The following is a 23,024-nucleotide window of genomic DNA, read 5'->3' on the forward strand; positions in this document are numbered from 1 at the left end:
GCGCATCGCACCCCCGGCCGGCCCCGGCAGCAGGCCGTCGGGTTCCTGCGCCCCGACCGCTCGTCAGCCCGCGGCGCGAGCCGCCATCCGGGCCTTGCGGGCCGCCAGCTTCTCGTCGAACTTCAGGGCTTCCGCGTCGAGACCGCCCATGAACAGGCCCAGTTCCTCCTGGGCCTTCTGGCCCTCGGGGCCGAGGCCGTCGATCTCCAGGACCTTCAGGTGGCGGAGGACGGGCTGGAGGACGTCGTCGTGGTGGATGCGCATGTTGTAGACCTCGCCGATGGCCATCTGGGCGGCGGCGCGCTCGAAGCCGGGGATGCCGTGGCCGGGCATGCGGAAGTTGACGACCACGTCGCGCACGGCCTGCATCGTGAGGTCCGGCGCGAGCTCGAACGCGGCCTTCAGCAGGTTGCGGTAGAACACCATGTGCAGGTTCTCGTCGGTCGCGATGCGCGCCAGCATGCGGTCGCAGATCGGGTCACCGGACTGGTGGCCGGTGTTGCGGTGCGAGATGCGGGTCGCGAGCTCCTGGAAGGCGACGTAGGCGACGGAGTGCAGCATCGAGTGCCGGTTGTCCGACTCGAAGCCCTCGCTCATGTGGGACATGCGGAACTGCTCCAGCTTGTCCGGGTCCACCGCGCGCGAGGTGAGCAGGTAGTCCCGCATCACGATGCCGTGCCGGCCCTCCTCGGCCGTCCAGCGGTGCACCCATGTGCCCCAGGCGCCGTCCCGCCCGAAGAGCGAGGCGATCTCGTGGTGGTAGCTGGGGAGGTTGTCCTCGGTCAGCAGGTTCACCACCAGCGCGATCCGGCCGATCTCGGTGACCTTGGACTGCTCCTTGTCCCAGGCCTCGCCGTCCTCGAAGAGACCGGGGAAGTTACGGCCGTCCGTCCACGGCACGTACTCGTGCGGCATCCAGTCCTTGGCGACCTTCAGATGCCGGTTGAGCTCCTGCTCGACCACTTCCTCCAGGGCGTACAACAGCCGGGCGTCGGTCCAGACGGCAGGGCTGCCGAGGTGAGGGGAAGCGATCGTCACGGGAACTCCAGGGGACGCACAACACGGGGCAGGTGACCGGCGAGCGGTTGCCGGGAACCTACGGGATCGTAGGCTACGAACCCGTAGGTTACGAAGCCGTAGGTTAAGAACGATGTAAAGACCCCTGATCAGCGGCCATTCCGCCTGGACTTCCCGGGTATGTGAAAAGCCCGAGGACCCGCAGGTCCCGGGCTGAAAGAGTGTTGCGCTCAGTCCGTCAGGCGTACAGATCACGCATCCGGACCGAGAGACATGTCACACATCCCTCGAGCTTCTCGAACTCGCTGATGTCGACCGGCACCGGCTCATGGCCCAGGTCGGCGAGCAGCTCCGCCGTCTTCGGCGCGCTCGCGGCCATGAGCAGCTTGCCGCCGCCCAGCAGCACCACATGCGCCCCGGACTCCTCCGGCACCGGCAGGAAGCGCGGGAACAGCGAAGGGGCGTCCAGCTGCGGAATGCGGCCGAGAATCGTTCCGTCGGGCAGGGCCGTGATCGCCGACTTCAGGTGCAGCACCTTGCTCACGGGGACGGCGACGACCTGTGCCCCCAGCGGTTCGAAAGCGGCCCGCAGCTGCTGGACGCCGGCCGCGTTGGTACGGCCGCCCCGGCCGACGTAGATCGTGTCGCCGACCTTCAGCACGTCGCCGCCGTCCAGCGTGCCAGGCTCCCAGATCCAGTTCACGGAGCAGCCGAGCGAGGCGACGGCCTCCTCGACGCCGAGGGTCTCGTCGCGCCGGGACTCGGCGCCGGGCCGGGTGATCAGCGCGACGTTCTTGTACATGACGACCGTGTCCTCGACGAACACCGAGTCCGGGCAGTCGTCGGCCGGGTCCACCTCGATCGTCTCCCAGCCGTGCCCCCGCAGGGCCTCCACGTACCCCTCCCACTGCTCGACCGCCAGGTCGACGTCGACCTTCTCCCGGTCGATGTGCGTCAGAAGCCCTTCGGCGAGGCGCGGGCTGGGGTGGCGGACGAGGGCCTTCTTGCTGGGCACGAGGGATCTCCGGGTCGGTGGCAGGTGTCGGCGCCATGATGCATGGGGCACCGACCCGCCATCATGCAGGCGTTACCCGCCCGTACAAAACCCCCGGCGTCAGGCTGTGGCCCTCCTGAGATGCTCGGCGGTGAAGGAACCGGTGGCGTCGAGGAGCTGGCGCGGGGTTCCCTCGAAGATCACCCGGCCCCCGTCGCGGCCTCCGTCCGGCCCCAGGTCGATGATCCAGTCGGCGTGCGCCACCACGTCCAGGTTGTGCTCGACCACCACGACCGTGTTGCCCGCGTCGACCAGCCGGTCCAGCAGCCCGAGCAGCCCGTCCACGTCCGACATGTGCAGTCCGGTCGTCGGTTCGTCGAGGACGTACACCGCTCCCGTGCGGTGCAGCCGCGTCGCCAGCTTGATGCGCTGGCGTTCACCCCCGGAGAGAGTGGAGAGCGGCTGCCCGAGCGTGAGATACGTCAGCCCGACATCCCGCAGGGCGCGCAGCCGTCGGCGTACGCCCGCGTCCTGGAAGAACTCCAGCGCCTGGTCGGCCGTCATCTCCAGGACGTCCGCGACGGAGCTGCCGTCGACGGTCAGCCGCAGCACCTCGTCCCTGAAGCGCCGCCCCTCGCAGTCGTGGCACGTCGTCGTCACCGGATCCATGAAGGCCAGGTCGGTGTAGATGATCCCGCGGCCTTCGCAGGTGTCGCACGCGCCGGACGAGTTGAAGCTGAAGAACCCCGGCTGGGCGCCCGTCCCGCGCGCGAAGATCTTCCGAACCGTGTCCATGATTCCGAGGTACGTCGCCGGAGTCGACCGCGCGGAGATCCCGATCGACGACTGGTCCACGACGACGGCGTCGGCGTGCGCGGCGGTGAACTCCGCGACCAGCGTGCTCTTCCCGGACCCGGCGACCCCGGTGACGACGGTGAGCACCCCGGCCGGGAACTCCACCGTCACGTCCCGCAGGTTGTGCCGGCCCGCCCCCTTCACCCAGAGCCCCCCGTCCGCCGCGCGGACCTCCTCCTTCAGCTCCGTACGACGCCCCAGGCAACGCCCGGTCAGCGTGTCGGACCCGGCCAGCTCGCCCGGCGTCCCCTCGAACACGACCCGTCCGCCGCCCGCGCCGGCCCCCGGCCCCATGTCGACGACGTGATCGGCGAGCGCGATGACGTCCGGGTCGTGCTCGACCACGAGCACGGTGTTGCCCTTGTCGCGCAGCCGCAGCAGCAGGTCGCCGAGACGCCCGACGTCGCGCGGGTGCAGTCCGACGCTGGGCTCGTCGAAGACGTACGTCATGCCGGTCAGGCTGGACCCCAGGTGGCGCACGGTCTTCAGTCGCTGTCCCTCGCCGCCGGAGAGCGTGGACGTCTCGCGGTCGAGGCTGAGATAGCCGAGCCCGATGGCGGCGATGCGTTCTAGGGCGGTGACAGCGGCCCGGGCGACCGGCCCGGCGACGGGACCGTCGATCTCCTTCAGTACCGCGATCAGGTCCGTGACCTGCATATGTGTGCAGTCGGCGATGTTCAGGCCGTTGATGCGGGTGGCCAGCGCCGCCGCGTTCAGCCGGGCCCCGTCGCACACCGGGCAGTCGCCCTCCACCAGGAACTCCCGCACCAGATCACGGGTCTTCTGGCTCATCGCCGACAGGTCCCGCCTCAGGTACAGGCGTTCGAAGCGGGTGGCCAGGCCCTCGTAGTCGGTGGTCCAGGTGCCGCCCGTGCCGTTGACGGTGACCTTGCTGCCGGGGCGGCCGCGCATCAGGAACTCACGCTCGGCGGCGGTGAACCGCCCGACGCGCTTGTCCGGGTCGAGTTCGGCGCTGTTCGTGTACGCCTGCCCCTGCCAGGTGCCCGCCGCGAACGGCGGGAAGCGGACCGCCCCGTCGGCGAGCGTCCGGTCCGGGTCGAGGATGCGGTCCCAGTCCGGCCGTACCGTACGGCCCAGGCCGTCGCACTCGGGGCACATGCCCGACGGGTCGTTGAAGGAGTAGGCGGTCGCCGGTCCGGCGCCAGGGGTTCCGTGCCGGGAGAACAGCACGCGGATCACCGAGTAGACGTCGGTCATCGTGCCGACCGTGGACCGCGAGTGGCCCCCGATCGGCCGCTGGTCGACGACGATCGCGGGGGAGAGGTCCTGAAGCGCCTCCGCGTGCGGGCGCTCGTACTTGGGCAGCCGGTTGCGCACGAACCACGGGAAGGTCTCGTTGAGCTGGCGCTGCGACTCGACCGCGATCGTGTCGAAGACGATCGACGACTTCCCCGAGCCCGAAAGGCCGGTGAACACGGTCAGCCGGCCTTTCGGGATACGGAGGGAGACGTCCTTGAGGTTGTTCTCCCGTGCTCCGCCGATGGTGATGAACCCGGGCGTGAATTCGGGCGTGAATTCGGGTGCGGATCCGGACGTGAAATCAGGCATGAAGCCGAAGCTAGGCGGGATACCCGACAGCTTCTGGCGTGATTTCCCTCAGTTCTCCCTCCTCCATCATCAGCCAGCGAGTGATGCCGATCGACTCCAGGAACGGCAGGTCGTGACTGGCCACGATCAGCGCCCCCTCGTACGACTCCAGGGCGGTGGTGAGCTGCCGCACGCTCGCCATGTCCAGGTTGTTCGTCGGCTCGTCCAGCATCAGCAGCTGCGGTGCGGGCTCGGCCAGCATCAGCGCGGCCAGCGCCGCCCGGAAGCGCTCACCGCCGGACAGCGTCGCCGCCTTCTGGTCGGCGCGAGCGCCCCGGAACAGGAAGCGGGCAAGCCGCGCCCGGACCCGGTTGTTGGTGGCGCCCGGCGCGAACCGTGCGACGTTCTCGGCGACGCTCAGCTCACCGTCCAGAACATCGAGCCGCTGTGGCAGGAACCGGTGCGGGACATGTGCCGTCGCCTCACCCGACACCGGCGGCAGTTCCCCGGCGATAGTCCGCAGCAGTGTCGTCTTGCCCGCGCCGTTGCGCCCGACCAACGCGACCCGCTCAGGGCCGCGCAGATCGAAGCCGCCGGTCACACGCGCGCCGTACGCCAGCTCCAGGTCCATGAGCGTGAGGACGTTGCGCCCCGGCGGTACGGCCGTGTACGGCAGGTCGACGCGGATCTCGTCGTCGTCCCGTACGGCCTCCACCGCCTCGTCGAGCCGCTCCTTGGCCTCGGCGAGCTTCTCCTCGTGCATGATCCGGTGCTTGCCCGCGGACTCCTGTGCCGCCCGCTTGCGCGCACCCATGACGATCTTCGGCTCGCGCTTCTGCTCCCACATCTTCTGCCCGTACCGCTTCCGCCGGGCCAACTTGACCTGGGCGTCGACCAGTTCGCGCTTCTGCTTCTTCAGATCGGCCTCGGCGACCCGAACCATCCGCTCGGCCGCCTCCTGCTCGGTGGCGAGCGCCTCCTCGTACGCGGAGAAGTTGCCGCCGTACCAGGTGACCTCCCCGGCCCGCAGATCGGCGATCTGGTCGACGAGCTCCAGGAGTTCACGGTCGTGGCTGACCACCACCATCACCCCCGGCCAGGACGCCACGGCCGCGTACAGCCGTCGACGCGCGTACAGATCGAGGTTGTTGGTCGGTTCGTCGAGCAGCAGGACGTCCGGACGGCGCAGCATCAGCGCCGCCAGCCGCAACAGCACCGACTCGCCGCCCGACACCTCACCGACGGTGCGGTCCAACTCGACGTGCCCGAGACCGAGTTCGCCGAGGGTGGCCACGGCCCGCTCCTCCACGTCCCAGTCGTCGCCGACGGTCTCGAAGTGCTCCTCGGCCACGTCGCCCGACTCGATGGCGTGCAGCGCGGCCCGCTGGTCCGCGATACCGAGAACCTCGTCGACCTTCAGGTCGGTGTCGAGCGTGACGTTCTGCGGGAGATACCCCACCTCGCCGGCGACGCGCACGGCGCCGTCGGCCGGTGCGAGCTCACCCGCGACCAGCTTCAACAGGGTTGACTTTCCAGACCCGTTGACGCCGACCAGCCCCGTCCGGCCCGGACCGAACGAGACGTCGAGGCCCTCGAAGACGGGAGTGCCGTCGGGCCAGGTGAAGAAAAGGGAAGTACAAGTGATGGAAGTAGACATACGGGCCTCCGCGGATGCTCGAAGCGATCAAGGGCAAACGCGTATCGAGACACCGGCGACCAACGGGGAGGCCTCGGGGAATTCAGGGAAACGAAAAAGCCCTGCTCCGGAGGACGGCTCGAACGCAGAGGTCGCACGCAGCGCAAACACACCTCAGGTGTGGCGCGGTGTCTCAGGACCTCAGACGAGCAACGTCCTTCTCCAATCGACGGCAACAGGACCGAGATACACGGTATGGAGGCGAGGAGAGGGTGTCAACGGAATTAAATCGAGCCAAGCCGACGCACCCCCAGCCCATCCGCCGTTTGAGGGCGAGCCGCATTTTCAGCCCGTCCGGCGTTTGAGGACGAGGCCCTCCGGGCCGATGGCGGAATCTGGGGCGGCAGCCCCAGCGGGGTCGAAGGGGCGGAGCCCCTTCAAGGGATGGGGCGGGTAGGGGCGGCGGGGGCGAGAAAACCGCCCGCGTCAGCAGGCGTCCCTCATCAGCTCCGCCAGATCCCGGTCCAGATCCAGCTGAAGATGCTCCAGCCCCATCGGCACCAACTCACTCGTCGACTCCAGGAACCGCCGAACCTCCCCCGACCGGATATGCACGACAGCCGTCCCCTCGGGCGCGTGGAACTCCAGCACCGTACGGTCGAACCCGTACGGCCGCACCCGGACGTCCCCGTGCCCCTGGGGCTCCTCAAGCCCGCCCACCAGCAGCTCCCGGCTGAAGGTCCAGCAGACCTCGACCCCCTCCAGCGTCGCCGGGGCCGGAAAGGACATGCGGACGGCGAACGGATCGCGCCGGTCGTAGTGCAGGGTCGCCGGAATGCTCGGCATCCGCGGCGCGGCGGCGACGAGACGGGCCTCAACGGGCTGCTCGATGACGGTGGACAACGCCTTGCTCCCTTGTGACGGCTGGACGAACATCCGGGCGGACGAGACCGGGCACTGGTAGAGACGATGGAATCAGCCAATCCGTGCACACGAAGAGCGAGTGACCTCTGTCACCGCCTTCATGCACGGGGGTGACGCGTTCGTCCTGCTGTGCCGGGAAAGTCACGTGTGACGGGGGCGGTCTGGACGCCGCCGGAGCCGTCGGCTAGCTTCGCCCGCCATGAGGCGTTCGGGGAGCACGCGACGGTCGGGGCGTACGTTTCGGACAGTGGCCGCGGGGGTGGCGTGCGCGGCGGCGCTGGCCGCGCTGACGGCCGTACCCGCGCAGGCGCACGAGCGGGAGCGCCGGGCGCCACACTGGGAGCTCAAGGACAGCGGCACACCCGAGGTCCGCTTCCGGGGGCTCTCGGCGGTCAGCCGGAACACCGCCTGGCTGGCCGGAACGGCGGGCACCGTCCTGCGCACCACCGACGGCGGCACCACCTGGCGAAACGTCTCGCCGCCCGGCGCCGGCGAGCTTCAGTTCCGGGACGTCGAGGCGTTCGACGCGCGCCGCGCGGTGGTGCTGGCCATCGGGGAGGGCGAGGCGTCCCGCGTGTACCGCACGGACGACGGCGGCGCGACCTGGACGGAGTCCTTCCGCAACACCGACGCGCGGGCCTTCTACGACTGCATGACCTTCTTCGACCGTCGTCACGGACTGGCGATGAGCGACCCGGTCGACGGCAAGTTCCGCATCCTGTCGACCAGCGACGGCGGCCGTTCCTGGAGGGTGCTGCCCAGCGCGGGGATGCCCGCCGCAATGGAGGGCGAGGCCGGTTTCGCGGCGAGCGGACAGTGCCTGGTCGGCTCCGGGCCGAAGGACGTCTGGCTGGCCACCGGCGGCGCCGCACGCGCGCGCGTGCTGCACTCCCGCGACCGAGGACTGACCTGGACGGCCGCCGACACCCCCATCCCGGCCGGCGACCCCGCCCGTGGCGTCTTCGCCCTCGCCTTCCGCGACCGTACGCACGGCCTGGCGGTCGGCGGCGACTACCGCCCGGACCAGGCCTCCCCGCAGGCCGCCGCACGCACCCGCGAGGCAGGCCGGGCGTGGCAGCCCGCCGCCACGCCCCCGCCCGCCTACCGCTCCGGTGTCGCCTGGCTCCCGCACAGCCGTACCGCCGCCCTCGCGGTCGGCCCCACCGGCACCGACCTGACGACCGACGGCGGCCGCACCTGGCGGACCGTCGACAGCGGCTCGTACGACACCGTGGACTGCACGCCCGACCTGGGCTGCTGGGCCGCGGGGGAGAAGGGCCGGGTCGCACGGCTGGAGAGCTGAGGCCGAAAAGTGGGTACTCGGGCGCCGACTGCGAGAGGAGTGACCCGAGATGCCACGCGGTTCGAGCCCCAAGCGGGAACGCCAGTACGAGCACATCAAGGAGAGCGCCGAGGACCGGGGCGAGAGCACACGCCGCGCCAAGGAGATCGCGGCGCGGACGGTGAACAAGGAGCGAGCCCGGTCGGGCGAGTCGAAGACCGCGAGCCGCACGTCCACCCAGGACATGTCCTCCGGCAAGCGGGGCGGCCAGCGGTCCGGCAAGGGTTCCCAGGGACCCACCTACGACCAGCTCTACGAGGAGGCCAAGCGCCGCAACATCCACGGGCGTTCGGACATGAACAAGAGCCAGCTCAAGCAGGCGCTGGGCGGGAAGTGACCGACCGCCCCGACCGACCCGCCCCGGCCGACCGCCTCAGCCGGACGTCTCGCGGTAGCGCTCCAGCCCCGGCGCCGTCTTCGTGGCGACGAACTCGGTGATGCGGTACGCGCACACCCCGGCCGTGACGAACGGATCCCCGGCGGCGATCTCCTCGATGCGCCCGCGGCCCTCCGCGACGGCGAGGATCACCCCGCCGTCGCGGGGGTTCTTGCGTCCGGACGCGAGGAACACCCCTTGCTCGTACTGCTCGTCGAGCCACGCCACATGGGCCTCCAGCACGGCGTCGACGTCCTCGAGCGGGGCGGTGTAGGTCAGTTCCAGCACGAACATGATCGCGAGCCTACCCCTGGGCCCGTACGCTCGTGCCCACCATGACGACCGTAAGCATTCCAGCGGGCTGGCCCGCGACCGAGGCAGAGGCCCGCGCCGTCCAGGACGAACTGCGGGAGCGAGTCGTGCTCGACGAGCCGGGCCCGCCGCCTGGATCCGGCCATGTGACCGGCGTCGACGTGGCCTACGACGATGAACGGGACGTGGTCGCGGCCGCGGCGGTCGTCCTGGACGCGTCGACTCTCGAAGTCGTCGCCGAGGCAACGGCCGTCGGCCGGATCTCCTTCCCGTACGTCCCCGGCCTGCTCGCCTTCCGCGAGATCCCCACGGTCCTCGCCGCCCTCGACGCCCTGCCCCGCCCGCCCGGCCTGGTCGTCTGCGACGGCTACGGCCTCGCCCACCCCCGCCGCTTCGGCCTCGCCAGCCACCTCGGCGTCCTCACCGGGCTGCCGACGATCGGCGTCGCCAAGAACCCGTTCACCTTCACCTACGACGACCCGGGCCCCGAGCGTGGCGCCGCCTCGCCCCTCCTCGCGGGCACCGAGGAGGTCGGCCGCGCCCTGCGCACCCGCGACTCCGTCAAGCCGGTCTTCGTCTCGGTCGGCCACCGGGTGAGCCTCGACAACGCCTGCGCCCACACACTCGCGCTCACCCCCGAGTACCGGCTTCCGGAGACGACCCGCCGCGCGGACTTCCTGTGCCGGCGGGCACTCAAGGAGGCGACCGGTCCCCGGCCGGAACTCGCCGCCCGGGCAGCGGCGGACCCCACCCGGACCTGGGGGCGTTCCGTGTTCGAGAGCCAGCCGCTGCCCGTGAGCTGGGCAGGGCGGGTGCTCGCGGCCGCGGCGCAGGGCGTCGGCCGGACCCCGGAGATCGACGCCGCGGTGGAACTCGCGGCCGATCGCGCTCGCTGGAGCCGTGGCCGGGATGTGTTCGGGCTGGTCCGCGGGAGAGGGCTCGATGCCTGGGAGCATCCGACGGAGCAGCAGCGGTTGCTGATCCGGCTGGCGGAGCTGGTCGGCAAGGTCGCCCACAACGAGGCAGGGCCCGCTCCCTTCTTCGACCATAACGCGGGCTGGCAGATCGGCCCCCTCGCCGTACGGCTCGCGACCTCTTCGCCCGATCCGTCCGTGCGGGAGCGGATCGCGGAGGCGCTGGGGGACTGGCCGGCGACGACCGATGACATCGGCTGAGCACCCCGGCTGAGTACGTCGTCTGAGTACCTGTACGGATGTCGCCGCCCACGGTGATCGGCAGGCTGTGACGCATGACGACGCACCGCGCCCCGAAGCCCCTCGCCGACCCCGACCGCCCCGTCGAGCGCGCCGTGACGGCCGCGCTGGTCCTCGCCGTGGTGGCGGGGCTCGCCTGGATCGGCGGGATGATCTTCACCGTGGCGGGGTGGACCCTTTAGGGCCGCTCAAAGAGGTCGCGCAGGGCCGGTTCAGCAGGTCGCGGCCACCCGGAAGGTGATGCCCGCCTTTCGCAGCCGTTCGATCAGCGCGTCCCCCATCGCGACCGCCGTCGTGACCTGACCGGCCGTGGGCGGCAGATCGTCGACGGCGAGGGACAGGGCCGACTCGGCGAACATCTTCGCCGTCTCGCCGTACCCGGGGTCACCGCCCGCGACCTCCGTGAAGACGCGCCGGCCGCCGCCTTCGCCGACGAAACGGACCGAGAACCAGCTCTTCGCGCGCTTCTCCGGGCTCGGCCCCTCACCGGGCTTGAGCCGGTCGGACAACCAGCGCCGGGCGGGCGGCAGTTGGGCGGCCGTGGCGAGGGCGCCGACCGCCGCGACCCCGCCGAGCGCGACCGGCAGATGCCGCACGGCGGCGTAGTGGCGGTAGCGGAAGTCCGGGCCGTACCGGTCGAGGGCCCGCGCTGAGCGCCGGACGATCTGCGGGTCGATCGTCGGCAGCGGCACCGCCCAGGCGCCGACCTCCTTGGCGAACCGCGGCGCCCCCGTCGGCGCCTGCGCCCGGCGTCCCATCAGCCGTGGCTCGTGGCGGGCCCGGTCGCGCGCGGCGGACAGCATCTGGCGGCCGCGCGCGAACTGGTTGAGCGCCGACGCGAACGTGCCACCGGAGAACATGGCGTCGGCGGTCACGAACCCGTCCACCGTCAGCGGCACGCCCTGTGGCAGTTGCTGGACGGTGAAGTACGCGCCCAGGTCGTGCGGGACCGAGTCGAAGCCACAGGCGTGCACCAGCCGCGCGCCCGTCTCACGCGCGCGTGCGTCGTGCCGGACGTACGTCAGGTCCACGAACTCCGGCTCACCGGACAGGTCGAGATAGTCGGCGCCGGTGTCCGCGCAGGCGGCGACGAGATCCTCGCCGTACTTCAGGTACGGCCCCACCGTCGTGGCCACCACGCGCGCGTGCTCGGCGAGCCGCCGCATCGAGGCCGGGTCCGAGACGTCCGCCTCCAGCACCCCGACCCCCGCGCCGCCCGGCAGCCGGTCGCGCAGCCGCTCCAGCTTCTCCTTGCCGCGCCCGGCGATCGCCCAGCGCAGCCCCTCGGGCGCCTGCGCGGCGAGGTACTCCGCGGTGAGGATCCCGACGAAGCCCGTCGCTCCGAAGAGCACCACGTCGTACGGGCGATCCGTCCTGTTCAGCCTGGTCATGACACCCCTCGGTCTCGCAGCACGCGCCGTTGTCGGTGGCCGAGGCTAGCGTGAGGTGTGCGGAGCCCGACGACGAGCCCGGAGGTAAGCGGTGGCCGTGCCCAGGTCTGCCCTGAAGAAGTGGGAAAAAGTGCGCGGGTTCGCGCTCGGGATGCCGGGTGCCGTCGAGCCACGCGGCGGAGCCGCAAATCGATACAGCCCCTGGGGCGAGACGGCCGCGAAGGTCAACAAGAAGGTGTTCGTCTTCCTCGGCGTCGACGACGGCAGCTACCCGCTGGGCGTCACGGTCAAGCTCAAGGACGAGGCGGCCCACGCCCACGCCCTGACCTGCCCGGGAGCCGAACCCGCCGGATACGGCCTGGGCAAGGCGGGCTGGGTCGGCATCCCGCTGGAACACAAGGGCGCCCCGACGGCCGAGCTGCTCTGCGACTGGGTGGAGGAGAGCTACCGCACCATCGCCCCGAAACGGCCGTTAGCGGAGCTGGACGCACGCTGACTCGTACGGCAACGGTTCGCGGACCGGCTTCCGGCGGGTAACTTCCTAAGCGCTTGCTCTTGTATCCGTCGGTGCATGTTCTTAGCATCACTGGTGTTACAGCAGTTGTGTCATATACCTGGGGGCAGGATGGCGACGACGCCACAACAGGGCCCGCTCACCGGCGTGCGCGTGGTCGAGCTGGCCGGAATCGGGCCCGGCCCGTTCGCCGCCATGCTCCTCGCCGACCTGGGCGCCGACGTCGTCCGCGTGGACCGCCCCGGCGGCACGGGACTCGCCATCGACACCGCGTACGACATCACCAACCGCAACAAGCGCTCGGTGATCGTCGACCTGAAGTCCCCCGACGGCGCGGACCGAGTCCTCGACCTCGCAGGTCGCGCCGACATCCTCATCGAGGGCTACCGCCCCGGCGTCGCCGAGCGCCTCGGCGTCGGCCCCGAGGCCTGCCACGCCCGCAACCCGGCGCTGGTCTACGGCCGGATGACCGGCTGGGGCCAGGACGGGCCGCTCGCCCAGCGCGCCGGCCACGACATCGCCTACATCGCGCTCACCGGCACCCTCGGCATGATCGGCAGCCCCGACGAACCGCCCGCCGTCCCCGCCAACCTCGTCGGCGACTACGCGGGCGGCTCCCTCTACCTCGTCGTGGGCGTCCTCGCCGCTCTCCACCACGCCCGCGCCACCGGCACCGGTCAGGTCGTCGACGCCGCCATCGTCGACGGCACCTCGCACCTCGCCGCGATGATCCACGGCATGCTCGCCGCCGGCGGCTGGCAGGACCGGCGCGGCGCCAACCTCCTCGACGGCGGCTGCCCGTACTACGGCACCTACGAGACGGCCGACGGGAAGTACATGGCGGTCGGCGCCCTGGAGCCGCAGTTCTACGCCGAGTTCCTGCGCCTGCTCGACATCGAGGAGCACGCGGACGCCCGCAAGGACTGGTCCCGCTGGGGCGAGCTGCGCGAGGCGGTCGCGGCCCGCTTCAAGTCCCGTACGCGGGACGAGTGGACGGCCGTCTTCGAGGGCTCCGACGCCTGTGTGGCCCCCGTGCTGTCCCTGCGCGAGGCCCCGCACCACCCGCACCTCGCCGCGCGAGGCACCTTCACCGACCACGGCGGCATCACCCAGCCCGCCCCCGCGCCCCGCTTCTCCGCGACCCCGACGGCCGTACGCGGCGGCCCCGCCCAGCCCGGCGCGGACACCGCCGACGTGGCGCGCGACTGGGACGCACCCGACCTTCTGAAGCACCAGGAACCCACGAAGGGCCCCGAATGAAGCGGCAGATCTTCGCCCCCGAGCACGACGCGTTCCGCGCGACCGTGCGCAGCTTCCTGGCCAAGGAGGTGCTGCCGTACTACGAGCAGTGGGAGAAGGACGGCATCGTCTCCCGCGACGCCTGGCGCGCGGCCGGCAAGCAGGGCCTGCTCGGCTTCGCCGTCCCCGAGGAGTACGGAGGCGGCGGCACACCCGACTTCCGCTACAGCGCCGTCCTCGCGGAGGAGTTCACCCGCGCGGGCGCCCCGGGACTCGCGCTCGGCCTGCACAACGACATCATCGGCCCGTACCTCACCTCGCTCGCCACCGACGAGCAGAAGCGCCGCTGGCTGCCCGGCTTCTGCGACGGCTCGCTGATCACGGCCATCGCCATGACCGAGCCCGGCGCCGGCTCAGACCTCCAGGGCATCCGCACCCACGCCGAGGACCACGGCGACCACTGGGTGCTCAACGGTTCCAAGACCTTCATCTCCAACGGGATCCTCGCCGACCTGGTGATCGTCGTCGCCAAGACGAGCCCGGAGGGCGGCGCGCACGGGCTGTCGCTGCTCGTCGTCGAGCGCGGCATGGACGGCTTCGAGCGCGGCCGCAACCTCGACAAGATCGGCCAGAAGGCACAGGACACCGCCGAGCTGTTCTTCCGCGACGTCCGCGTGCCCAAGGAGAACCTCCTCGGCGACCTCGACGGCGCCTTCGTCCATCTGATGACGAACCTCGCGCAGGAGCGGCTGAGCATCGCGGTCTCCGCCATCGCCGCCGCCGAACACCTGCTGGAGATCACCACCCGGTACGTCAAGGAACGCGAGGCGTTCGGCCGGCCACTGGCCACCAAGCAGCACATCCGGTTCGAGATCGCCGAGATGGCCACCGAGTGCGCCGTCACCCGCACCTTCCTCGACCGCTGCATAGCCGACCACGACAACGGCGAGCTCGACGCCGTGCACGCCTCCATGGCCAAGTGGTGGGCGACCGAGCTCCAGAAGCGGGTCGCGGACCGCTGCCTCCAACTGCACGGCGGCTACGGCTATATGAGCGAATTCCCGGTCGCCCGGGCCTTCACCGACGGCCGTATCCAGACCATCTACGGCGGGACGACCGAGATCATGAAGGAGATCATCGGACGTTCCCTGCTCGGCTAGGGCTCCCCCGCTCAGCTCCCTCGCTCGGCTGACCCTCACCCTCGAAAGGCTTCCCTGTGAGCACCGAAGCGTACGTGTACGACGCGATCCGCACCCCGCGCGGCCGCGGCAAGGCCAACGGCGCCCTGCACGGCACCAAGCCGATCGACCTGGTCGTCGGCCTCATCCACGAGATCCGCGACCGCTTCCCCGGCCTCGACCCGGCCGCCGTCGACGACATCGTGCTGGGCGTCGTCGGCCCGGTCGGCGACCAGGGCTCCGACATCGCCCGCATCGCCGCCATCGCGGCGGGCCTCCCGGACACGGTGGCCGGCGTACAGGAGAACCGCTTCTGCGCCTCGGGCCTGGAAGCCGTCAACCTGGCCGCCGCCAAGGTGCGCTCCGGCTGGGAGGACCTCGTCCTCGCGGGCGGCGTCGAGTCCATGTCCCGGGTGCCGATGGCCTCGGACGGCGGTGCCTGGTTCAACGACCCGATGACCAACCTCGCCGTGAACTTCGTGCCGCAGGGCATCGGCGCCGACCTCATCGCCACCATCGAGGGCTTCTCGCGCCGCGACGTCGACGAGTACGCGGCGCTCTCCCAGGAGCGGGCGGCGACGGCCTGGAAGGAGGGCCGCTTCGACCGTTCCGTCGTGGCCGTGACGGACCGCAGCGGTCTGACGGTCCTCGACCACGACGAGCACCTGCGCCCGGGCACCACCGCCGACTCCCTCGCCAAGCTGAAGCCGTCCTTCGCGGACATCGGCGACCTCGGCGGCTTCGACGCCGTGGCCCTCCAGAAGTACCACTGGGTCGAGAAGATCGACCACGTCCACCACGCGGGCAACTCCTCCGGCATCGTCGACGGCGCCAGCCTGGTCGCCATCGGCTCGAAGGAGGTCGGCGACCGCTACGGCCTCACCCCGCGCGCCCGCATCGTCTCGGCCGCCGTCTCCGGCTCCGAGCCCACCATCATGCTCACCGGCCCCGCGCCCGCCACCCGCAAGGCGCTCGCCAAGGCCGGCCTGACCATCGACGACATCGACCTCGTCGAGATCAACGAGGCCTTCGCTGCGGTCGTCCTGCGCTTCGTGAAGGACATGGGCCTGTCCCTGGACAAGGTCAACGTCAACGGCGGCGCCATCGCCCTGGGCCACCCGCTCGGCGCGACCGGCGCGATGATCCTGGGCAGCCTGATCGACGAACTGGAGCGCCAGGACAAGCGGTACGGCCTCGCGACCCTCTGCGTCGGCGGCGGCATGGGCATCGCCACCATCGTCGAGCGCATCTGAACACCCGGCGGAACCAAGAGACTTCAGAGACTTCAACGGAGACCCCGTCATGACGCAGAGCACCACCATCCGCTGGGAACAGGACCGCACCGGCGTCGTCACCCTCGTCCTCGACGACCCCGACCAGTCCGCGAACACCATGAACCAGGCGTTCCGCGACTCCCTCGCCGTGATCACCGACCGGCTGGAGGCGGAGAAGGACACCATCCGCGGTGTCATCATCACCTCCGCCAAGAAGACCTTCTTCGCCGGCGGCGACCTGCGCGACCTGATCCGCGTCACTCCCGAGACGGCACAGGACCTGTTCGACGGCGGCCTGGCCATCAAGCGCGACCTGCGCCGCATCGAGACCCTGGGCAAGCCGGTCGTCGCCGCGATGAACGGCGCGGCCCTGGGCGGCGGTTACGAGATCGCGCTCGCCTGCCACCACCGCATCGCCCTCGACGCGCCCGGCTCCAAGATCGGCTGCCCCGAGGTCACCCTCGGCCTGCTGCCGGGCGGAGGTGGCGTCGTCCGCACCGTCCGCCTCCTCGGCATCGCCGACGCCCTGCTGAAGGTCCTCCTCCAGGGCACCCAGTACAACCCGCGGCGCGCCCTGCAGAACGGCCTGATCGACGACGTGGCCACCACCCAGGAGGAACTGCTCGCCAAGGCCCGCGCCTTCATCGAGGCCCACCCCGAGTCGCAGCAGCCCTGGGACAGGCCGGGCTACAAGATCCCCGGCGGTACGCCCGCCAACCCCAAGTTCGCGGCGAACCTGCCCGCATTCCCGGCCAGCCTGCGCAAGCAGACCAACGGCGCCCCCTACCCGGCCCCGCGCAACATCCTCGCGGCGGCGGTGGAGGGCTCCCAGGTCGACTTCGAGACGGCTCAGGTGATCGAGGCGCGCTACTTCGTCGAACTGGCCGCCGGCCAGACGTCGAAGAACATGATCCAGGCGTTCTTCTTCGACCTCCAGGCCGTCAACTCCGGCGCCAACCGCCCCAAGGGCATCGAGTCGCGCCCGGTCCGCAGGGTCGCCGTCCTGGGCGCCGGGATGATGGGCGCCGGCATCGCCTACTCGTGCGCCCGCGCGGGGATCGACGTCGTCCTGAAGGACGTGTCGCTGGAAGCCGCCCTCAAGGGAAAGAGCTACTCCGAGAAGCTGTGCGCCAAGGCGGTCTCGCGGGGCCGTACGACCCAGGAGAAGGCCGACGCGCTCCTCGCCCGCATCACACCCACGGCCGACCCCCAGGACGTGGCCGGCTGCGACGCGGTCATCGAGGCCGTCTTCGAGAACCCCGAGCTGAAGCACAAGGTCTTCCAGGAGATCCAGGACATCGTCGAGCCTGACGCCCTGCTGTGCTCCAACACCTCCACGCTGCCGATCACGGTGCTGGCGGAGGGTGTCGAACGCCAGTCCGACTTCATCGGCCTGCACTTCTTCTCGCCTGTCGACAAGATGCCGCTCGTGGAGATCATCAAGGGCGAGCGGACGGGCGACGAGGCACTGGCCCGCGCCTTCGACCTGGTCCGGCAGATCAAGAAGACGCCGATCGTCGTCAACGACTCCCGTGGCTTCTTCACCTCCCGTGTCATCGGCCACTTCATCAACGAGGGCGTGGCGATGGTCGGTGAGGGCATCGAGCCCGCGTCGGTCGAACAGGCGGCGGCCCAGGCCGGCTACCCGGCCAAGGTCCTCTCCCTGATGGACGAGCTGACGCTCACCCTTCCGCGCAAGATCCGGGGCGAGTCCAAGCGGGCCGTGGAGGAGGCGGGAGGCACCTGGACGTCCCACCCCGCCGAGGCCGTCATCGACCGCATGGTCGACGAGTTCGACCGTCCCGGGCGCAGTGGCGGGGCCGGTTTCTACGACTACGACGCGGACGGCAAGCGGGTCGGCCTGTGGCCCGGGCTGCGCGAGCACTTCACCCGCGAGGGCGCCGAGATCCCCTTCCGGGACATGCAGGAACGCATGCTCTTCTCCGAGGCCCTGGACACGGTCCGGCTCCTTGAGGAGGGCGTCCTCACGTCCGTCGCCGACGCCAACATCGGCTCCATCTTCGGCATCGGCTTCCCCGGCTGGACCGGGGGTGTCCTCCAGTACATCAACGGCTACGAAGGCGGCGTCCCCGGCTTCACCGCCCGCGCGCGCGAGCTGGCGGAACGGTATGGGGAGCGGTTCGCTCCGCCGGCGCTGCTCGTGGAGAAGGCGGAGAAGGGTCAGCGCTTCGGCGACGCCTGACCCGGGGCGCGCCGGGGGTTCTCGCCCCCGCCGCCCCTACCCGTCCCGTCCCTGGGGGCTGCGCCCCCAGACCCCCGCTTCGGCCCTTCGGGCCTCGTCCTCAAACGCCGGACGGGCTGAAGATTCAGCCCCTCCGGCGTTTGAGGAGCGGGGTCTGGGGCGGAGCCCCAGAAGGATGGGACGGGTAGGGGCGGCAGGGGCGAGATCCGTCAGGGGCGGTCGTGTTCCTCGGGCACGCCGCCCACCCACCCCCGCAACTCCTCGCGCAACGACCGCTGAAAGGTCGTCAACAGAGCCTGCACCACCACCGGCTGCATGGACGCGGACAACGACCGCACATCCTGCGCGGCACGCTCCGACACCTCCCCACGGAACAGCTGCGACAACTCACGCGCGACGGCACGCGAGTGCTCGACGAGGACCTTCCGCGCGGCGAGGATCGCCTCCTGCGACAGCGGCATGTCCAGCAGCCCGACCCCCAGCCGCAGCAGCCCGAGATCGACGCGATAGTCACCGCCACCACCATCGGCACCGCCGCCCGCCTCGACCACCCCCATCGCGACCAGCCGCTCCACGTCCTCGTCACCGAGCCCCCGCCCGGCCCGCCGCTCCAGTTCCCCCCGCGTCACCGTCTCCACGGCCTCCGGCGCCCAGGACGCCACCACGGCCCGGTGGATGGCGAGATCATGGGCGTCCAGCCCGGGCGGCAGCTGCTGCACATACCGCTCGATCGCGGCGAGCGTCATCCCCTGCTGCTGCAACTCCTCGATGAGCGCCAGCCGGGCCAGATGGTCACGCCCGTAATGCCCCACCCGACGCGGACCGAGCACCGGCGGCGGCAACAGCCCCTTGGTGCCGTAGAACCGCACCGTGCGGACCGTCACACCCGCCCGCGCGGCCAGTTCGTCGATCGTGAGGGTCGTCTCCTCGGTGCCGGTCGTCATGTGCAGCAGTATCGCTGTCTCACCAGCGCTGTGACACCTCCGGCGGCCGATCAGGACGGTGCGGGAGTGCCATGTGAGAAGTAACGCTCTGTGACGTGCGCCACCGCGTGAGCCGCGTGCGCTGGGGGAAGGTGACCCCTTGGTCTGCGCCTTTTACCGAGGGCGCAGGCCATACGTACGTCCGGACACCGAGCGAGACCCGCTCGGGAGCACCAGAGAGTGGTACCACCCGTGAGCAAGGACGCCGTGAACACGGCCGTGGCCGCACCTCGCAGCGACGCGGCCCAGATGCCCGCGGACGCGGGCGACGCCGGTTACAGCAAGGACCTCAAGGCCCGCCACGTCAACATGATCGCCATCGGCGGGGCCATCGGCACCGGCCTCTTCCTCGGCGCCGGCGGCCGCCTCCACAACGCGGGCCCGGCACTGGCCATCGCCTACCTGGTCTGCGGCATCTTCGCCTTCTTCGTCGTCCGTGCCCTCGGCGAGCTCGTGCTCTACCGCCCCTCGTCCGGCTCGTTCGTGTCGTACGCGCGTGAGTTCCTCGGCGAGAAGGGCGCGTACGTCGCCGGCTGGATGTACTTCCTGAACTGGTCGACGACCGGCATCGCCGACATCACCGCCATCGCGCTCTACACGCACTACTGGAGCATGTTCACCGACATCCCGCAGTGGGTGCTCGCCCTGGCCGCCCTCGCGGTGGTCCTGGCGGTGAACCTGATCTCGGTGAAGATCTTCGGCGAGATGGAGTTCTGGTTCGCGATCATCAAGGTCGCCACGCTCGTCGCCTTCATGTTCGTCGGCATCTTCCTGCTCGCCACCCAGCACGAGGTAGGCGGGCAGACCCCGGGCCTGGACGTGATCACCGACCACGGCGGTGTCTTCCCGCACGGCCTGATGCCCGTCGTCCTCGTCATGCAGGGCGTGATCTTCGCGTACGCCGCCCTGGAACTGGTCGGCGTCGCCGCGGGCGAGACCGCCGAGCCGGAGAAGGTCGTCCCGCGCGCGGTGAACTCGATCATGTGGCGCGTCGGCCTCTTCTACGTCGGCTCGGTCGTCCTCCTCGCCCTCCTTCTCCCCGGCTCGGTCTACTCGGCCGACGAGAGCCCCTTCGTCACGGTCCTGTCGAAGATCGGCGTCGAGGGCGCGGGCGACGTGATGAACCTGGTGGTCCTGACGGCCGCGATGTCCTCCCTCAACTCCGGCCTCTACTCCACCGGCCGCATCCTGCGTTCGATGGCGATGGCCGGTTCGGCCCCGAAGTTCACGGCCCGCATGAACCGCAGCCAGGTCCCGTACGGCGGCATCCTGCTCACCTGCGCGGTGTGCGTCCTCGGCGTCGGCCTCAACTACCTCATGCCCAGCCAGGCCTTCGAGATCGTGCTGAACGTCGCGTCCCTCGGCATCATCTCGACCTGGGTGATCATCATGATCTGCCACCTGCTCTTCGTCCGCCGCGCCAAGGCGGGCCTGGTCACCAGGCCCAGCTTCCGCCTTCCCGGCAGCCCGGTCACCGAGATCGTGACCATCACCTTCCTGGTCGCCGTCCTCGGCCTGATGTGGAACGACCCCGAGGTCGGCCGCAAGACCCTCCTCCTCATCCCGGTCATCGCCCTCATGCTGATCGTGGGTTGGTTCGCCGTTCGCCGCCGCGTCGTCCAGGCGGAAGACCGAGAGCTGGCCGACCTCACGAAGTAATCACCGCCCGTTGTCAGTGGCGGGCTCTACGGTGGCGTCATGTCGGAGATCACTTACATCCGGGGTGACGCCACCGTTCCGTCGGTGAAGGGCGTCAAGGTGATCGCCCATGTCTGCAACGACATAGGGGGATGGGGAAAGGGCTTCGTCCTGGCCATATCGCGCCGCTGGCCGGAGCCCGAGAAGTCCTACCGGGCCTGGCACCGCGAGCGCGCCGGGAACGACTTCGGGCTCGGCGCGGTGCGGTTCGTCCAGGTCGAGCCGTACGTCTGGGTGGCCAACATGGTCGGGCAGCGCGGCATCCGCACCGGCAGCAAGGGCGTGCCCGTGCGCTACGAGGCGATCGACACCGCGCTGGCACGGCTGGCCGACAAGGCGGCCGAGCTCGGCGCGTCCGTGCACATGCCGCGGATAGGCTGCGGGTTGGCCGGTGGCAAGTGGTCCCGCGTCGAACCGCTGATCACCGAGCGGTTGGTGCGGCGGGGGATCGCCGTCACGGTCTACGACCACGGGGAGGGCACGCGTACCTCGTGACCGACGGCGAGGTCACGCGTGTCCCCACGGTGGCTCCGCCGGCGCCGGTGGTGGACTCCCACGGCGCCGGCGACGCCCACGCCTGCGCGGGGGGCCGTCGACGGGGACGGACCCGAGAGGCCCGGACGAGCCGATCGAGCGTGCGGTTTCGTTCGAGGCCCTCGGACGCCCCGAGACGTCAGTGCTCGCCCTCGTGCCCGTGTTCGTGCACGCCGTTCGTCGCCGCGATCCTCTTCCAGGACTTCGGCTGCACCGGCTCCTCGGCCGACCTGGCGATGGACGCGCTGCGCGCCGCCGGAGCGGCCGGCTTCGACGGCTGGAACAGCCAGGTGTCGAAGAGCGCGGCCAGCGGCTTCCCGGACACCTCCTCGGCGTACCGCTGGAAGTCGGCCACCGAGGCGTTGCCGTAGGCGTACTTCTGCGGCCAGCCCTTGAGAAGCGCGAAGAACACGCCGTCACCGATCTCGTTGCGCAGCGCCTGCAAGGCCAGCGCACCCCGGTCGTAGACCGCGATGTCGAACTGGTTGTCCGGCCCGGGATCGCCGGGCTTCACCGTCCAGAAGGCGTCGTCGGCCGCATGCGAGGCGTAGACGTAGTCGGCGATCTCCTGCGCCGTCCCCTCGCCCTCGTGCTCCGACCACAACCACTGCGCGTACCGGGCGAAGCCCTCGTTGATCCAGATGTCCTTCCAGCCCTTGACGGACACCAGGTTGCCGTACCACTGGTGGGCCAGCTCATGGACGACGACGGAGGTGTTCGACCCGTTGGCGAAGTTCGCCGGGCTGTAGAACGGGCGGGTCTGCGTCTCCAGCGCGTAACCGGTGTCGGTGTTCGGGACGTATCCGCCGAGCGCGTTGTAGGGGTACGGCCCGAAGTACTCGGAGAGCCAGTCGGCGATCTCCCCGGTCCGCTCGATGCTCGCCTTCGCCGCACCGGTCTTGTCGCCCAGGTCCTTGCTGTAGGCGTTGATGACCGGAATGCCGCTCTCGCTGGTCCCCGTGGTCACGTCGAACCTGCCGACGGCGAGCGTGGCCAGATACGTCGCCTGAGGCTTGTCGGAGCGCCAGTTGTAGCGGGTCCAGCCCAGCCGTGAACTCGTCGACCGCAGCGTGCCGTTGGAGATGGCCTGCGTGCCGTCCGGGACCTGCACCGAGACGTCGTACGTCGCCTTGTCCAGCGGGTGGTCGTTGCTGGGGAACCACCACCAGGCGGCCTCGGGCTCGTTCGCTCCGACCCCGCCGTCCGGGGTGCGGTGCCAACTGGTGTAGCCGTACGCCTTCTTCGACGACGGCACACCCCGGTAGCGCACGACCACCGTGACGTCCGTGCCCTTGGCCAGCGGCTTCGCCGGCGTGATCTCCAGCTCGTGCTCGCCGGACGTGGAGAACGACGCCTTCGCGCCATTGACCCGCACCTCGCTGACGTCCAGCAGGAAGTCCAGGTTGAACCGGGACAGATCCTGCGTGGTCCGTGCCAGCAGCGTCGCCGTCCCCTGCAACTCGTCCGTGGCCGGCTGGTACTTCAGCCGGAGGTCGTAGTGCGAGACGTCGTATCCGCCATTGCCGTAGGCCGGGTAGTAGGGGTCGCCGATGCCCGGAGCGCCGGGGGTGGAACTCGCGGCCGACGCCGGGATCGCCAGCATCAGAGAGGCGGCTGCGAGCGCGCCCGGCGCCTTGATTCTGCGGTGCACGAAAGCTCCAAGTCGTAGGGGCCCGAAGTCTGTCCGGAGCCTATTCAGTACCTGTGGCTCCGGTGTGTCCATGACCACCGCTGTCACACGATCGCCATTCGGCCGCAATGGTCCGACTCCTCCCAGGGGCGTTTATCAGCC

At 70.4% G+C, this 23,024-nt stretch carries 19 protein-coding genes and 1 pseudogene; 11 read left to right on the forward strand and 9 right to left on the reverse strand.

Annotation, left to right across the window (positions count from 1 at the left end):
• Window positions 1-63: 63 nt before the first annotated feature.
• The 5 genes from ACZ4UU_RS18565 to ssgD all read right to left on the reverse strand — a co-directional run bounded on the left by ACZ4UU_RS18565 (window position 64) and on the right by ssgD (window position 6,953).
• Window positions 64-1,038 carry an acyl-ACP desaturase gene (locus tag ACZ4UU_RS18565; RefSeq protein WP_468040992.1) on the reverse strand — a complete coding sequence of 325 codons (975 nt, stop codon included), beginning with the start codon at window positions 1,036-1,038 and terminating at the stop codon, window positions 64-66.
• 217 nt (window positions 1,039-1,255) lie between these two features.
• Window positions 1,256-2,032 (reverse strand): dimethylargininase, encoded by a 777-nt coding sequence (ddaH, locus tag ACZ4UU_RS18570; protein ID WP_468040993.1) that lies wholly within the window; start codon window positions 2,030-2,032, stop codon window positions 1,256-1,258.
• A gap of 99 nt (window positions 2,033-2,131) precedes the next feature.
• On the reverse strand, window positions 2,132-4,435 hold the full coding sequence (locus tag ACZ4UU_RS18575) for an ATP-binding cassette domain-containing protein (RefSeq protein WP_468040995.1): 2,304 nt from the start codon (window positions 4,433-4,435) through the stop codon (window positions 2,132-2,134).
• 10 nt (window positions 4,436-4,445) lie between these two features.
• Window positions 4,446-6,071 (reverse strand): ABC-F family ATP-binding cassette domain-containing protein, encoded by a 1,626-nt coding sequence (locus tag ACZ4UU_RS18580; protein WP_468040996.1) that lies wholly within the window; start codon window positions 6,069-6,071, stop codon window positions 4,446-4,448.
• 465 nt (window positions 6,072-6,536) lie between these two features.
• Entirely contained in the window at window positions 6,537-6,953 is a 417-nt protein-coding gene (gene ssgD, locus ACZ4UU_RS18585) for a spore wall synthesis regulator SsgD (RefSeq protein ID WP_468040997.1), read from the reverse strand.
• A 220-nt stretch (window positions 6,954-7,173) separates the two neighbouring features.
• Here ssgD and ACZ4UU_RS18590 point away from each other — a divergent pair, with 220 nt between their 5' ends.
• Together ACZ4UU_RS18590 and ACZ4UU_RS18595 are read left to right on the forward strand one after the other, a co-directional pair.
• Window positions 7,174-8,277, forward strand: a complete 1,104-nt coding sequence (locus ACZ4UU_RS18590) for a WD40/YVTN/BNR-like repeat-containing protein (protein ID WP_468040999.1) — start codon at window positions 7,174-7,176, stop codon at window positions 8,275-8,277.
• A gap of 49 nt (window positions 8,278-8,326) precedes the next feature.
• A complete protein-coding gene (locus ACZ4UU_RS18595; RefSeq protein WP_468041001.1) occupies window positions 8,327-8,653 on the forward strand; it encodes a plasmid stabilization protein in 327 nt (108 codons plus the stop codon).
• Window positions 8,654-8,689: 36 nt separating this feature from the next.
• On the opposite strand, the gene ACZ4UU_RS18600 is transcribed toward ACZ4UU_RS18595, so the two are convergent.
• Entirely contained in the window at window positions 8,690-8,986 is a 297-nt protein-coding gene (locus ACZ4UU_RS18600) for a YciI family protein (protein ID WP_468041003.1), read from the reverse strand.
• A 41-nt stretch (window positions 8,987-9,027) separates the two neighbouring features.
• Here ACZ4UU_RS18600 and ACZ4UU_RS18605 point away from each other — a divergent pair.
• Both ACZ4UU_RS18605 and mmpA read left to right on the forward strand, forming a co-directional pair.
• Window positions 9,028-9,711 (forward strand): annotated as a pseudogene (locus tag ACZ4UU_RS18605) (endonuclease V); the annotation flags it as partial.
• Between the two features lie 542 nt (window positions 9,712-10,253).
• Complete coding sequence (gene mmpA / locus ACZ4UU_RS18610; RefSeq protein ID WP_167366184.1) at window positions 10,254-10,400, forward strand: morphogenic membrane protein MmpA; 147 nt, start codon at window positions 10,254-10,256, stop codon at window positions 10,398-10,400.
• A gap of 30 nt (window positions 10,401-10,430) precedes the next feature.
• On the opposite strand, the gene ACZ4UU_RS18615 is transcribed toward mmpA, so the two are convergent.
• A complete protein-coding gene (locus ACZ4UU_RS18615; RefSeq protein ID WP_468041005.1) occupies window positions 10,431-11,609 on the reverse strand; it encodes a saccharopine dehydrogenase family protein in 1,179 nt (392 codons plus the stop codon).
• A 91-nt stretch (window positions 11,610-11,700) separates the two neighbouring features.
• Here ACZ4UU_RS18615 and ACZ4UU_RS18620 point away from each other — a divergent pair, with 91 nt between their 5' ends.
• From ACZ4UU_RS18620 to ACZ4UU_RS18640, 5 genes are all read left to right on the forward strand, one after another.
• A complete protein-coding gene (locus tag ACZ4UU_RS18620) occupies window positions 11,701-12,105 on the forward strand; it encodes an MmcQ/YjbR family DNA-binding protein (protein ID WP_468041007.1) in 405 nt (134 codons plus the stop codon).
• Between the two features lie 129 nt (window positions 12,106-12,234).
• A complete protein-coding gene (locus ACZ4UU_RS18625; RefSeq protein ID WP_468041009.1) occupies window positions 12,235-13,383 on the forward strand; it encodes a CaiB/BaiF CoA transferase family protein in 1,149 nt (382 codons plus the stop codon).
• Window positions 13,380-14,522 carry an acyl-CoA dehydrogenase family protein gene (locus ACZ4UU_RS18630; protein WP_468041010.1) on the forward strand — a complete coding sequence of 381 codons (1,143 nt, stop codon included), beginning with the start codon at window positions 13,380-13,382 and terminating at the stop codon, window positions 14,520-14,522. The genes ACZ4UU_RS18625 and ACZ4UU_RS18630 overlap by 4 nt, the downstream gene beginning before the upstream one ends.
• Window positions 14,523-14,578: 56 nt before the next feature.
• Window positions 14,579-15,793, forward strand: a complete 1,215-nt coding sequence (locus tag ACZ4UU_RS18635) for an acetyl-CoA C-acetyltransferase (RefSeq protein WP_468041012.1) — start codon at window positions 14,579-14,581, stop codon at window positions 15,791-15,793.
• A gap of 49 nt (window positions 15,794-15,842) precedes the next feature.
• On the forward strand, window positions 15,843-18,017 hold the full coding sequence (locus ACZ4UU_RS18640; protein WP_468041013.1) for a 3-hydroxyacyl-CoA dehydrogenase NAD-binding domain-containing protein: 2,175 nt from the start codon (window positions 15,843-15,845) through the stop codon (window positions 18,015-18,017).
• Window positions 18,018-18,226: 209 nt separating this feature from the next.
• On the opposite strand, the gene ACZ4UU_RS18645 is transcribed toward ACZ4UU_RS18640, so the two are convergent.
• Entirely contained in the window at window positions 18,227-18,961 is a 735-nt protein-coding gene (locus tag ACZ4UU_RS18645) for a MerR family transcriptional regulator (protein ID WP_468041015.1), read from the reverse strand.
• Between the two features lie 231 nt (window positions 18,962-19,192).
• Between ACZ4UU_RS18645 and ACZ4UU_RS18650 the strand changes: the two genes are divergently transcribed.
• Both ACZ4UU_RS18650 and ACZ4UU_RS18655 read left to right on the forward strand, forming a co-directional pair.
• Window positions 19,193-20,659 (forward strand): amino acid permease, encoded by a 1,467-nt coding sequence (locus ACZ4UU_RS18650; protein WP_468041017.1) that lies wholly within the window; start codon window positions 19,193-19,195, stop codon window positions 20,657-20,659.
• Window positions 20,660-20,698: 39 nt separating this feature from the next.
• A complete protein-coding gene (locus tag ACZ4UU_RS18655) occupies window positions 20,699-21,193 on the forward strand; it encodes a macro domain-containing protein (protein WP_468041018.1) in 495 nt (164 codons plus the stop codon).
• A gap of 178 nt (window positions 21,194-21,371) precedes the next feature.
• Here ACZ4UU_RS18655 and ACZ4UU_RS18660 read toward each other — a convergent pair whose 3' ends face one another.
• Window positions 21,372-22,883, reverse strand: coding sequence for a M1 family metallopeptidase (locus tag ACZ4UU_RS18660; RefSeq protein ID WP_468041020.1), 1,512 nt, complete (start codon window positions 22,881-22,883; stop codon window positions 21,372-21,374).
• Between the last annotated feature and the right edge of the window lie 141 nt (window positions 22,884-23,024).

The organism is Streptomyces sp. NPDC028907 (genome assembly GCF_055564995.1).

What these genes read in the sequence shown, in the direction of transcription:
- ACZ4UU_RS18640 (WP_468041013.1), top strand. Translation starts at nt 15,843, where the DNA reads ATGACGCAGAGCACCACCATCCGCTGGGAACAGGACCGCACCGGCGTC.
- ACZ4UU_RS18615 (WP_468041005.1), bottom strand. Translation starts at nt 11,609, where the DNA reads ATGACCAGGCTGAACAGGACGGATCGCCCGTACGACGTGGTGCTCTTC.
- ACZ4UU_RS18600 (WP_468041003.1), bottom strand. Translation starts at nt 8,986, where the DNA reads ATGTTCGTGCTGGAACTGACCTACACCGCCCCGCTCGAGGACGTCGAC.
- ACZ4UU_RS18655 (WP_468041018.1), top strand. Translation starts at nt 20,699, where the DNA reads ATGTCGGAGATCACTTACATCCGGGGTGACGCCACCGTTCCGTCGGTG.
- ACZ4UU_RS18630 (WP_468041010.1), top strand. Translation starts at nt 13,380, where the DNA reads ATGAAGCGGCAGATCTTCGCCCCCGAGCACGACGCGTTCCGCGCGACC.
- ACZ4UU_RS18645 (WP_468041015.1), bottom strand. Translation starts at nt 18,961, where the DNA reads ATGACGACCGGCACCGAGGAGACGACCCTCACGATCGACGAACTGGCC.
- ACZ4UU_RS18595 (WP_468041001.1), top strand. Translation starts at nt 8,327, where the DNA reads ATGCCACGCGGTTCGAGCCCCAAGCGGGAACGCCAGTACGAGCACATC.
- ACZ4UU_RS18580 (WP_468040996.1), bottom strand. Translation starts at nt 6,071, where the DNA reads ATGTCTACTTCCATCACTTGTACTTCCCTTTTCTTCACCTGGCCCGAC.
- ACZ4UU_RS18590 (WP_468040999.1), top strand. Translation starts at nt 7,174, where the DNA reads ATGAGGCGTTCGGGGAGCACGCGACGGTCGGGGCGTACGTTTCGGACA.
- ACZ4UU_RS18575 (WP_468040995.1), bottom strand. Translation starts at nt 4,435, where the DNA reads ATGCCTGATTTCACGTCCGGATCCGCACCCGAATTCACGCCCGAATTC.
- ACZ4UU_RS18625 (WP_468041009.1), top strand. Translation starts at nt 12,235, where the DNA reads ATGGCGACGACGCCACAACAGGGCCCGCTCACCGGCGTGCGCGTGGTC.
- mmpA (WP_167366184.1), top strand. Translation starts at nt 10,254, where the DNA reads ATGACGACGCACCGCGCCCCGAAGCCCCTCGCCGACCCCGACCGCCCC.